Annotated in this window: 2 pseudogenes; one reads left to right on the forward strand and one right to left on the reverse strand. The window is 64.4% G+C overall.

The annotated features are described in order from the left end of the window. Nucleotides 1-331: pseudogene (locus tag AC1D1G_RS45355) on the reverse strand (hypothetical protein); the annotation flags it as partial. A 650-nt stretch (nucleotides 332-981) separates the two neighbouring features. On the opposite strand from AC1D1G_RS45355, the pseudogene AC1D1G_RS45360 reads away from it, so the two are divergent. Further along, nucleotides 982-1,211: pseudogene (locus tag AC1D1G_RS45360) on the forward strand (2,3,4,5-tetrahydropyridine-2,6-dicarboxylate N-succinyltransferase); the annotation flags it as partial.

Genomic DNA, 1,211 nt, shown 5'->3' on the forward strand with positions numbered 1-1,211 from the left:
AAAACCGAGATTCGCTGAAGTCTCGTGGGCTCGGAGATGTGTWTAWGAGACAGGTGTGGTACACGACGATGTCTTCCTCTTCGGAGGACGGATCGACTGTGTCGATGACATCAGCGAAGTCTGCTTGCTCGTTGGGCAGGTACGGTTTGCGGCGTACGCACGTCGTCCACCGGCGCCCGACCCGGTCAGAGCTGCGCAGGCGTTCCGGCAGGTACTCCGCAATGCGTTCGGCAACAGCCGCAGGTTTGCCCGGATCCGCGATGAACAGCACCGAGGCCTGCTCACCCGCGGCACCGGAGCGCCCTTCCTGCAAATGCTCGTTCGCCTTCACCGCCTTCGCGTACCCGCTCGGTCTGCCCCCAAACCCCAGTCAGTGGGTGCGAGTCGATCACCCCCAACAGCGACCGAGGATGCACCGCCGACACGACCACAACCCACGGGATCTGGTGCGGTCGGTGCACCCCCGCCGATCGATCCATTAGGGGCAAACGGGCCATCACTGACCTGTCATCGATCGCCATACGGGATAGCGACCGGGCTGAGGATTTCGACAAGTTCGTGAGAATCACGCACCGACACTACGGTGAGAACGTGCAGGTCGGAGATCCGCGAAGTGACACCGATCCGCGGAACCTACACCGCCATCGTTGTGAGACACGCCCATGTCGAATGACGGGCTGTTGACGATCGATGGTGGGAGCTGCGGTAGTGCCCGCTTCGGTATCGAGTTGTCTGATTGCCGTTGATCTTGATCCGTGTCCGACATCTGTCGCAGTGAGGGTCCGTCGTTGCTCACCGGTGAGCAGTGGGCACCGCAGCGCGGCGAGTTCTGCCACCTGGTTGGCAAACCCGCCGACCCGGGCGAGGCCCTGACCGGGGGTGGTCGGCGAATTGCACGAGGCGGTCGGGCGAGTTGGCCTGTCGATCGTGGACCGGCACTGCTACGCGTCGCGGCCGCCGGCACGCGTAGTTTCTTGTTCCGTGAGCACACAGGGAGCATCAGCAGTAGGCATCGCCAACGTGACCGTCGGCGGCACGGTCCTCGACACCTGGTTCCCGGCGCCCGAGCTGGGAAACTTCGACAGCGCGGGCACCGTGCGGATCGAGGGTGGCGACATCCCCTCCGATCTGGCACTCCTCGCCGGACCCGACGAGGCGCGTGAGGTCGACCAGGTCGTGGTGCGCACCACCATCGCCGACCTGTCCGCGCC

Source organism: Rhodococcus sp. P3_B8 (genome assembly GCF_056402775.1).